The following is a 10,171-nucleotide window of genomic DNA, read 5'->3' as shown; positions in this document are numbered from 1 at the left end:
AGCTGTCGGTTGCGCTGACGGTGAAGTTGAAGGTGCCGGCCGATGTCGGCGTGCCGGAAAGCAAGCCGCCGGACGACAAGGTCAGGCCCTGTGGCAGGGCGCCCGCCGTCACGGCATAGCTGTAGGGACTGGTGCCACCCGATGCAGTCAGCGGCTGGCTATAGGCCACATTCAGCGCCGCACCCGGCAACGTCGATGGCGTCACCGAAAGCGTCGGCGCGGCAATCGTCAGCGTGTAGGGGCGCGATGCCGTGTAAGGCGCACCGGTTCCCGTCGAACTGTCTGTCGCGGTGATGGTGAAGTTGAAGTTCCCGCCCGCCGTCGGCGTGCCGGCAATCTCGCCCGTCGAGGTGTTGAGTGTCAATCCGGCCGGCAGTGCGCCTGCCGAAACCGCATAGCTGTAGGGCGTGCTGCCGCCGGATGCCGTCACCGTCTCGTTGTAGAATGCAGCAATTGTGCCGCTTGGCAGCGTCGGCGGGGAAATCGACATGGTCGGCGCAGCGACGTTCAAGCTATAGGCGATGGCGACTGTGAAGGGTGCGCCTGTGCCTATGGAGCTGTCGGTCGCCGTGATGGTGAAGTTGAAGACGCCGCCGGCGGTCGGCGAGCCGATGATGGCGCCCGTCGATGCGTTGAGGCTGAGACCCGCCGGCAGAGAACCGGCCGTCACCGCGTAACTATAGGGTGAGGTGCCGCCGGAAGCGGTGACGGTGGCATTGTACGATGCAGCAATCGTTGCTGCTGGCAAGGTTGCCGGACCAATCGAAAGCGTCGGCGCATTCACGTTTAGCGTATGGACCGCCGTATCGACATGATACGGTGCGTTCGTACCTGTGGAGCTATCCGTCGCCCTGATGATGAAGCTGAATGATCCTGCCATTATGGGCGTACCGGAAAGGGTGCCGTCGGCTGCAAGTGTAAGCCCGGGAGGGAATGTTCCTGCGGCAAGCACATAGCTATAGGGAGCACTACCGCCCGATGCCGTGAATGTCTCACTGAAGGCTGTTCCAACAGTCATGTTCGGCGTCGAGCCCGGTAAAATGGACATCGACGGCTCATTCACAGTCAATGCATAGGCGATGGAGCCACCAAACGGCGCGCCGGAGCCTGTCGTACTATCCGTCGCCGTGAGGGTGAAGTTGTAGGTACCGCCGCCGGTCGGCGTACCGGAGATCTCACCGGTTGAAGATAGGGTCAGGCCCGGCGGCAGCGAACCTGCCGTCACCGCGTAGCTGTAAGGACTGGTGCCACCGGCTGCAGACACGGTCGCGCTATAGGATGTCGCTATGGTCGCATTCGGCAACGATGCGGGGGTAATCGTGACAACAGGTGCTGAAATTCTCACGCTGACGGCCGCCGGCGTCGACGTGCCGGTGGCGTTGGTCGCGGTATAGGCGAAGCTGTCGGTACCTGAGTAGCCTGCCGTCGGCGTGTAGGTGATCGATGTGCCGCTGGCTGTCGCCGTACCATGACTTGCTGGCGTCGAAACAGCAACAGATGCCGCAGTTCCCCCGGAGAGAGCCAGTGTTATGGGGTTGTTCGTCGAGTTTGGATCGACCGTCGCCGACACATTTCCCGCAACCGGCGGATTGAGGAAGGTATAACCGCCGCTCAACGTCCCGGTGCCACCCAATGTGGTGATGACGACATCCGTTGCACCACCACTGTGAGCCGGAGACGTTGCCGTGATCGAGGTGGGGCTGTTCACAGTGAAGCCAGCGGCCGTAGTTCCACCAAAGGTGACCGCGGTTGCGCCCGAGAAGTTCGACCCTGTGATCGTCACGGACGTGCCGCCGCCCTCGGAGCCGGCGTTGGGTGTGACGGAACTGATGGTCGGAGGAGCTATGTAGGTATACTGATCGGCGGCCGACGTCGCACTCGTGCCGCCAACAGACGTGACACGAAGATCGATTGTCCCTGTACCCGCCGGCGCCGTCGCCGTGATCGATGTCGGTGAATTGACGCTAAAGCTCGCTGCCGGCGTAGCGCCGAAGGTCACCGCCGTCGCATCGGTAAAATTCGTGCCCGTCAGCATGACGGTCGTGCCGCCCGACGTCGGACCGGCCGTCGGGATGATTGATGAGACCACCGGCGCGCTGACATAGGTGAACTGATCGGCAGCTGAGGTTGTGCTGGTGCCGCCACCCGATGTCGCTGTGATATCATAGGTTCCGGCTGAATTAACCGGTGCGACCACCGTCATCGACGAGTCGGAGTTGACCGTGATCGAGGACGCCGTCGACGCGCCGAATCTCACCGACGTCACGCCTGTCAGATGCGCACCGGTCACGGTCACGACCGTCCCGCCGGCGGTTGGTCCCGATGTCGGGCTGATCGATGTTATCACCGGAGCCTGGAGATAGGTAAACTGATCAGCAGCTGTGGTCGCGCTCGTGCCGCCGACGGTGGCTACCCTGACGTCGACGGTTCCCGTGCCGGCGGGCGCCGTCGCCGTGATCTGCGATGCCGAGTTGACTGTAAACGATGTTGCCGCGGATGCGCCGAACAGTACGGATGTCGCACCGGACAGGTTCGTGCCGGTAATCACGACACTCGTCCCCCCAGCCGTCGGGCCGGCTGTCGGACTGAGCGATGTTACCGTGGGAGCGGCAACGTAGGTAAATTGGTCAGCCGCAGTTGCGGCGCTTGTACCACCCGGTGTCGTTACACGGATATCGACCGTTCCCGATCCTGCCGGTGCCGTCGCAGTAATCGATGTCGCCGAATTGAAGGTAAAGCTCGCTGCCGGGGTACCGCCGAAGGTCACCGCCGTTACGCCGGTAAAGTTCGTGCCCGTCAAGGTGACCGTCGCACCGCCGGCCGTCGGCCCGGCTGTGGGGCTGGCGGAGGTCACGGTCGGAGCCGGTATATAGGTAAACTGGTCAGCTGCAGATGCGGCGCTCGTGCCGCCAACTGTCGTCACCCGAACGTCAACCGTTCCTGTTCCGGCAGGCGCTGTTGCTGTGATCGTGGTTCCAGAAACCACCGTAACGCCGGTCGCGGCAGACCCACCAAAGGTGACCGCCGACGCACCACTGAAGTTAGAACCGGTGATCGTGACGACCGTGCCACCTGCACTCGGTCCCGATGTCGGGCTGATCGATGTTATCACCGGAGCCTGGAGATAGGTAAACTGATCAGCAGCTGTGGTCGTGCTCGTGCCGCCGACGGTGGCTACCCTGACGTCGACGGTTCCCGTGCCGGCGGGCGCCGTCGCCGTGATCTGCGATGCCGAGTTGACTGTAAACGATGTTGCCGCGGATGCGCCGAAGAGCACGGATGTCGCACCGGACAGGTTCGTGCCGGTAATCACGACACTCGTCCCCCCAGCCGTCGGGCCGGCTGTCGGACTGAGCGATGTTACCGTGGGAGCGGCAACGTAGGTAAATTGGTCAGCCGCAGTTGCGGCGCTTGTACCACCCGGTGTCGTTACACGGATATCGACCGTTCCCGATCCTGCCGGTGCCGTCGCGGTAATTGATGTCGCCGAATTTATTGTGAAAGAGCTTGCCGCCGATCCGCCAAAGATAACGGCCGTGGCGTCCGTGAAGTTCGTGCCGGTAATTACCACCGACGTTCCGGCCGCCATTGGCCCTGCTGTCGGCGAAACGGAGGTTATGGTCGGCGGCGGCACGTTCACCGTAATGGATTCGGTAGGAGGCGTAACGTAGGACGCGGCGCCGGATCCGGAAAGTGTGTAGCTGACAGTCACCGGCCCCGGTCCGGCATTTGACGCAGCCGTTACGATGAAACTCACATTTGTTGCCGTCGAGAAATTCAAAGTGGACGGTGAAAACGTCAAACCCGTTGCGGACGGCGTCACGGAGACTGCTCCGGAACTCGATGCGGTCATGATCAGTGCAGCCGAGGTGCTGCCCTGCGTCAGAGAAGGGTATGTCGGCGGGCTGATCGTGCCGAGAACGGTCATCGACGAATTCGCAGGTGTCGTATAGTCAGCCGCATCGGTGCCGCCGAGCGTGTAGCTGATTGCAACTGGCCCTGGCGTTGCCGCGGAATCAGCCGTCACCGTAAAAGTCTGCGTAGTGGTGCCCGACGCGAAGGTGATGGTCGAAGGGCTGAACGTCAATCCTGGGGCAGTCGGCGTGATGGTCAAATTGTTGTCGGGCGCCAGAGACAGCGACATGGTGAGGCTGCTGGTCGTGCCGCCTGCTCGCGTCGTCGGAAATGCCGGCGGTGTGATCGTTCCCATGGCATTTTGACAGGTAACTGCAGCATGAACCTCGTCAGCTCCGGGTTGCGACCACGCGTAGACCGTAAAATCGGGATAGGCTTGAGGCGTGGTATAGCTGCCGCTCAAATTCAGTTCGTGATTGATCGTCGCGTACTTTTCAATGATAACGTCCGAGACGGTAGCTGAGCTATTGTTATATAACGCAAATCCGGGTCCAGAAGACTCGTCCGAATCTGCATTGGTACTGCCGCTGGTGGTCACATTGTAGCTGATTTTGTCGCCGGCATTCAGTGATAGGCCAGGCTGCCAATGGTAGTCACCATTGGTGTATGTCGCACCGCCTCCCCAGGCAGCGTTGATCGCTTGACAACCAGAAGAAGCAAACGATGTCGTGACAAAAGCAATCTGCAAGAAAATCAGCAGCAACGAGACCATAACGTAGCGAGCGCGATTAAAAAACGCGCCAACGTGAAATTGTTCAAATGTCATAGCCCCTGCCATCTTTCTAAAACATCATTCCGCGTCTCGCCCTGCCCAGGCAACGACCGGTTAAATCGCTAAAAATATTCTACTTTTGCCCCGAAAAGGCAGACTTGCCGCCTGCCTCGATGACTAAAATGTCAAGTGTGAAATCCCCGGCTGTAAGGCCGTTTCCGGCCCCTTGTCGCCCGCCCGTCGGCCGGCTGAACAGCAGCTTCGTCCCCTTAGCAACCCCATATGTGTAGTCTCCCCAGCCGACCCACTCGCCCGTTCATACGCCAGACCCCATCCAGTAACGGATGCGCCGAAGCATGTGCCCCTCACGCTTCCCCTCGCCTCTCGCCCAAGTGGCGGAGGGAAGTCGTGTATTCGCGACGGACGCTAGGTCGATTCACGCAGCCTGTCAGTGTCCATTTTTGAAAGTACCGAAAATGGTCCCCACAAATTGAGGATTCAGACTTGATTGGGGATGCTCGCAGCGTGCCTGCGATCGCTCATCGGTCACCAACGCTGCATGGCGAGACCGGGTTTTTTACGCAAAAAACCCGCCGCAAGAACCGGATCTTGCGGCGGGTTGACACTCAATACTTTGGCAGCGGCGGCGATTACGGCAGGCGGCTGCGCTCCGGTTGGCGCAGGGTTTCTGTCGCCGACTTCAGCTGAGCGCGCGTATACATGAGCGCGTGCGATGCGAGGTCATAGCCGTCTTCCCACAGGTTGCGCCAAATGCCGAGGATGCCTTCGAGCGGCTGACCAACCACGCGGGACGAGAAGCTTTCGAAGGTGATCGGGCCTGTATAGCCCGATGCAACGATCGCGCGGAAGACACCTGCAAGATCGATCGTGCCTGAGCCGAGATAGCCGCGATGGGAATCACCCGTATGGAAATAACCGAGGTAGCTGCCGGTATCCTTGATCGCGGAGGGAACGTGGGATTCCTCGATGTTCATGTGGTAGACGTCGAGATGAACCTTCACATTGTCCGCGCCGATGCGCTTGCACAGCTCAACGCCCTGCGATGCCGTATTGAGCAGGTTGGACTCGTAGCGGTTGACGACTTCCAGGCCGAGAGTGATGCCGCTCTTTGCCGCGACTTCCGCAACTTGCCCCAGGATATCGACGGACATGGCGACGCCTGCGGCAGTCGTTGGAATGCTGCTTTTTTGAAACGCGGAATGAAGAATGCCGCAGACATGCGTTGCGCCGGCATCGCGCGCAACCGACAATGCCTCAAGAAGCTTTGCCTTGCCGCGCTTTGCCTTCTCGATATCGCCGCTCGATATGTCCGTATCGGCATCGAGGCCGAGCGAAAAATTGATGCCGATACCATGCTTTTCCAGCGCGCGACGCGTGAAGTCGATGTCGATCGAGCTCGGATCAAGCGCCGGCGCCTCGATGAAATCGTAGCCGACTTCAGCCGACTTCGCGATGGCGCGTTCGCATTCCTCGTGGCTCCAGCCCTTCTCCCAGACCAGGGCGTGTACACCCAGCTTATTCATGCCAATGCTCCTAGATTTTTGTCAAAAGATCTTGCTTCCCGGAAAACGACGTTCTCCGGGTTGCGGCGTTGATGTGTCGGTGGATCGCCTCAGTCGCGATCAGCCGGATGGCTTAGTTGTTGTCGATACGGAGGTCGGGATCGGCGCTTCCTTGCATGATCGCTCGTCCGTTCGGCAAATCGTTCTGTTCGACCTTGCGGTCGATCTCGGTCGGATCGAGGCCATAACTGCGCCATCGAGCCTGCAGTCTTTCGCGCAGCTGCGCTTCACCGACGTCAACAAAAACGGTGACGTCGAAGATCTCCTTCAATCGGTCCCAGGGGGCCTGGCGTGCGAGAAGGTAATTTCCTTCGCAGACGATGATCCCGGTCGATTTCGGGATCAGCCTGCCACCGGCACGCGAGATTTCGATCGCCCGATCGAAAACCGGAACGGCGACAAGATCGTCTTCATTGGCCTTGAGGCGGGCGAGCATATGACGCAGGCCATGGGCATCGAAGGTATCGATGGCGCCCTTGTAGGCAAGCCGCCCCATCTCTTTCAGCACACCGTCGTCGAAATGATAGCCGTCCATCGGGAACAGGGCGGCACTGACGGCATGGTTGCTGGCAATGACTTCAACGACACGCTCGGCAACCGTGGACTTGCCGGAACCCGGCGCGCCGGCAATGGCGACCAGCACTCTCTTGCCACCGCCAGCGGCAAACCTTTGCGCCGCGATACCCGCGATTGCATGGGCATTTTCATCCAACCTAGTCAAAGCAACTCCGATCCGCCGTTCTCAGGCCAAGCCATATTGCGCGGCCTTGCCGCGCAGGAATCCGAGACCCTGATCCAGAACCTCTTCCGCATCGCGTGCCACAGGACGCCAGGTGGATATGTCGCCAGCCATTTCGGCCGGCATGCTGACGAAACTTTCGAGCGTCAACGCGCCCTTGAAACCGATCGCCGAAAGCGCCGCAAAGATCGGATCCCACGGAACGTTGCCAGCGCCCGGCGTGCCGCGGTCGCTTTCGGACATGTGCATGTATTTGAGGTGATCGCGGGCGACGAGAATACCGTTGGCGACGCCCTTCTCCTCCATGTTCATATGGAACGTGTCGAGATGCACGAAGACATTGTCCATGCCGATGCGCTCGACCAGCGCAACCGCCTGCTCGGCCGAGTTGATCAGATGGCTTTCATAGCGATTGACGGCCTCGACGCCCAACTGGATGCCCAGCGACTTGGCATGTTTCGCGGCCGCTTCCAGAGCGCGGGTCAGATTGTCGTATTCGCCTTGCGTCGGCGGAAAGCCGGTCCGCTCATTGGTGCCGCCATAGGTCACCCCCGTCAGGGCTTCGCCGCCCATTTCGGCGGCTTTGTCCATCGCCGTCGTCAGATGCGCGATGGCCGCGTCCGGGCGAATGGACGCCCATGCCGGCTGCGGCAGGACAAGCGAGCAGGCAGCGCGGATGCCATGTCGATCAAGCAGCGCGCGTGTATGTTGCGCGTCGACCGAAGGCGCATCCAGCAACGGGATTTCAATGAGGTCCGCCTTGTATTTTGCCGCACCGGCAATCGCCCGCTCCGCGCCGGCGCGGTCCCAGGTCATCGTCCACATGGCGGCATGAATGCCAAAACCCTGCACAGTCATAATTTCTCTTTCTGTATTGCTTGATGCGTCAAAGCGTTCTGCAGCACCGCCATTTTCACCGGCGGAGACCTCATCCGATCAATTCCACCCATGCGCCGTTCGATGAAGACGAACGGACACAGGCGTCGACAAACGCCAATCCCTGAACACCTTCTTTCATGCCGGGAAGCGGGAGCCGTCTGTCGGTCTCGCCGGAACGCAAAACCGCGGCGGCGTCACGGTAGAGATTGGCAAAAGCCTCCAGGAAGCCTTCGGGATGACCCGCAGGTATGCGGATCGATTGCGTGTTGCCGTAGGTTGCCTGGGCGCCCCCTCGGGTGAGAAGCTGCTTCGGCTCGCCATATTGCGTGAACCAAAGCCGGTTCGGATCTTCCTGCTCCCACTCGAGACCGCCCTTGGAGCCGTAGATCCGGAAGGTGAAATGATTTTCGTTGCCGACAGCAACCTGGCTGACCCACATGGTGCCCTTCAGACCGCCTTCATAGCGAAGCAGGATAGAGGCGTTGTCGTCGAGCCTGCGCCCGGAGACGAAGGACGACAGGTCAGCCAGAAGATGCGACGGACGGCGATCCAGCACGAAGCCGGCGAGATTATAGGCGTGCGTGCCGATATCGCCGATCGATCCGCCGGCACCTGACTTCGATGGATCGGTGCGCCACTCGGCTCCCTTGGCGCCGCGCTGCTCCATCGGCTCGGTCAGCCAATCCTGAACATATTCGGCATGAAAAGTCCGAAGCTCGCCCAGCTCGCCAGCGGCGATCATGTCGCGCATCTGCCGGACCATCGGATATCCGGTATAATTATGCGTAAGGAAGAAGTGCCTGCCCGTTCGGCCGACAATCTTTTCCAGCTCGAGCGCATCTTCAAGCGTCGCGGTCACCGGCTTGTCGCAGATGACGTGCAGACCTGCCTCGAGGCAGGCCTTGGCGGCTTCAAAATGAAGATGGTTCGGGGTCGCGATGACGACTGCTTCGATCGCATCCGCCCTCGCCCGCTCGGCCTCGATCATGGCTTCGATGCTATCATAGGCTCGAGATGCTTCGACGCCGATATCCTCGGCCGAGGCTTTGTTGCGCTCCGCATCCGAGGAGAAGACACCGGCAACGACATCGTAAAGCCCGTCCATGCGCGCGGCGATGCGGTGAACCCCACCGATGAACGATCCCCGGCCGCCTCCGACCATGCCCAGTCGAATTCTTATCATGTCCTATCCTTTTGATGGCAACCGCCAAGGACCATCGCGGCACGCACTCGTGCGCTTGGTGATCGGCAGGTTCCTCTTACTCTTCCGGTCGTGTGTTCCGGCTCGATTTCCTGATGGCCCGGCGCGTGGATTCCCGCGCCCGCAAAGCACAGGTGACACGCTTGTGAGCCATCGGGCTGTCACGCTTCTTCATCCGCCGCTGCAGCATCTCCCAACAGGCTTCGCTGAGTTCGCCGAGCGGCTGCTCGATCGTGCTGATGTAAGGCCGCAGAACCGTCATCCAGTCGGAGTCATCGAAACCAAGCAACGACACGTCGTTGGGAAACGCCAGATCGACCGCCCTGATCGCCTTGGCCGCGCCGAGGGTGGCGATATAGGCTGAAGCGAAGATCGCCGTGGGCCTGTCCTCACGTCTCAGTTCCTGCTCCAATGCGCTTCGGCAGCTCTCGATCGTCAAGCCGCCATAGACGACATTCGCTTCCTGCATTCCTGCCGCATCCATGGCCTTTCTGTAGCCGGAGACACGCTCTTCCATGTTGCCAAGACCCTGCGCCGTCGCCAGAAAGGTGATGCGCTTGTGGCCAAGATCGATCAGGTGCTGCGCGCCCATCAACGCCGCCTGCTCGTTGTCTGCCGATACGGTATCGAAACCCTCAACCGTGAAGGCGCGGTCGACGAGAACGGTCGGCACGCCATTGATGGTCGAATTCGGCGACGGATCGATCGCATCGCCGCTCGAGGCGATGATCAACCCATCCACCTGGCGTGACACCAGCGCCTTTATTCTCTCCCTTTCTTCCGCAACCTCTTCGTGGCTGCTCATGAGGAGCGTCTGAAAGCCGGCTTTCAGGGCACGCAGTTCGAGTTCCTTGACCAACCCGGAGAAGAACGGGTTGGTCATATCGGGCACGACGATGCCGATGGTTTTCGTGCGTCCGAACCTAAGACTCGAGGCCAGATGATTGGGTTGGTAGTCGAGTGTTGCGATGGCATCGAGAACAGCTTTGCGCAAAGGCTCCGCCACCAGCTTCTTGCCGGTGAGGACGTTTGAAACCGTGCCAGGAGCGACGCCGGCAAGCGCCGCCACGTCCTTGATCGTCGGAGCCTTGTTCGCGCCGCTATTTGCCATGTTCACTCTCGCTATTCTTCATCGATTCACC

Annotated in this window: 6 protein-coding genes; all 6 read right to left on the bottom strand. The window is 60.4% G+C overall.

Annotated features, from left to right (window positions below; translation table 11 throughout):
- Window positions 1-4,318: IPT/TIG domain-containing protein (locus tag HGP17_RS32845; RefSeq protein WP_168816135.1), on the bottom strand; the 4,318-nt coding region annotated here is incomplete at its 3' end.
- A 959-nt stretch (window positions 4,319-5,277) separates the two neighbouring features.
- Window positions 5,278-6,171: a sugar phosphate isomerase/epimerase family protein gene (locus HGP17_RS32840; protein WP_168816133.1), complete on the bottom strand. Its 894-nt coding sequence runs from the start codon at window positions 6,169-6,171 to the stop codon at window positions 5,278-5,280.
- 112 nt (window positions 6,172-6,283) lie between these two features.
- Window positions 6,284-6,931 carry a nucleoside/nucleotide kinase family protein gene (locus HGP17_RS32835; protein ID WP_168816131.1) on the bottom strand — a complete coding sequence of 216 codons (648 nt, stop codon included), beginning with the start codon at window positions 6,929-6,931 and terminating at the stop codon, window positions 6,284-6,286.
- Window positions 6,932-6,952: 21 nt separating this feature from the next.
- Window positions 6,953-7,801, bottom strand: a complete 849-nt coding sequence (locus tag HGP17_RS32830; RefSeq protein WP_168816160.1) for a sugar phosphate isomerase/epimerase — start codon at window positions 7,799-7,801, stop codon at window positions 6,953-6,955.
- A 76-nt stretch (window positions 7,802-7,877) separates the two neighbouring features.
- On the bottom strand, window positions 7,878-9,011 hold the full coding sequence (locus HGP17_RS32825; protein WP_168816129.1) for a Gfo/Idh/MocA family oxidoreductase: 1,134 nt from the start codon (window positions 9,009-9,011) through the stop codon (window positions 7,878-7,880).
- A 76-nt stretch (window positions 9,012-9,087) separates the two neighbouring features.
- Window positions 9,088-10,140 (bottom strand): LacI family DNA-binding transcriptional regulator, encoded by a 1,053-nt coding sequence (locus tag HGP17_RS32820; RefSeq protein ID WP_168816127.1) that lies wholly within the window; start codon window positions 10,138-10,140, stop codon window positions 9,088-9,090.
- Between the last annotated feature and the right edge of the window lie 31 nt (window positions 10,141-10,171).

Source organism: Rhizobium sp. P38BS-XIX (assembly GCF_012641435.1).
In the GTDB taxonomy this organism is placed as follows: Bacteria; Pseudomonadota; Alphaproteobacteria; order Rhizobiales; family Rhizobiaceae; genus Rhizobium.
Note: the sequence above shows the minus strand (reverse complement) of the source record. Positions and strands in the feature narration are given on the sequence as shown.

Coding starts and splice junctions, on each gene's coding strand:
- HGP17_RS32820 (WP_168816127.1), bottom strand. CDS start 10,140: ATGGCAAATAGCGGCGCGAACAAGGCTCCGACGATCAAGGACGTGGCG.
- HGP17_RS32825 (WP_168816129.1), bottom strand. CDS start 9,011: ATGATAAGAATTCGACTGGGCATGGTCGGAGGCGGCCGGGGATCGTTC.
- HGP17_RS32840 (WP_168816133.1), bottom strand. CDS start 6,171: ATGAATAAGCTGGGTGTACACGCCCTGGTCTGGGAGAAGGGCTGGAGC.